This is a genomic window from Pseudomonas sp. 2822-17 (assembly GCF_002742485.1).
In the GTDB taxonomy this organism is placed as follows: Bacteria; Pseudomonadota; Gammaproteobacteria; order Pseudomonadales; family Pseudomonadaceae; genus Aquipseudomonas; species Aquipseudomonas cyclaminis.
Genome location: NZ_LJRZ01000483.1, coordinates 1 through 686, shown reverse-complemented (window position 1 = coordinate 686; position 686 = coordinate 1). Strand labels below are relative to the sequence as shown.

Genomic DNA, 686 nt, shown 5'->3' with positions numbered 1-686 from the left:
GGCTCATGTCCCTTGGCCCGTTGAACCTGGTAGTCCACCGCCACAATGCGGCCCGACTCATAGCGTAAAAACAGCGCGAAACCGACACCGTTATCCAGCCGTTCAATGCGCCCTAAATGGTCCCGACTAATCCGCAGGCGGTTGTCATACGCATCACTGATTGAAACCAGCACCCCATCGCGAAAGTGATAAAACCGCGACGCCTGTACCAGCACTAACTCATCCGGCAAATCCCCCAGATAAATCGCCGCTTCAGCCAGGCTATTGGTGATTGCAGGTCGAGCAACTGTCGGCAGTGGAAACTCAGTCGAGCGGTTCTCATGATCCGTCCACACCACTGAATCACCTGACACGACAAGCCGATGCGCCAGCGAATGACTCCAGCCAAACCCCAGCCCGACATCCATTTCCACCGCACTGGTGCGATACAACCGTGTCCACTCAAACGGCAGAATTCCGACCAACGTGCCATCGGTGAGGGTGAGTAATTCTTCGCCGGTGACCATCGACACCGGGCAGCCGTTGGTCACGGTCTTATCCGAAGAAGCCGCCACATCCCCGTTCGGGTTTTTCCCCGAAACAGGCGCATCGTCCACAGACTCTTTTTGCTTCAACACCGCGTTCTGCCGCGCCCGCCAGCGCATCTGCATCGTGCCCTGCTTAAGCCCGCCCACCACCCCGCGAAC

At 57.9% G+C, this 686-nt stretch carries 1 protein-coding gene; it reads right to left on the bottom strand.

All coding sequences use genetic code 11. From position 1 onward, the window contains the following. The coding region (locus AOA60_RS18330) for a DUF6531 domain-containing protein (protein WP_256592854.1) at positions 1–686 on the bottom strand (686 nt) is incomplete at both ends.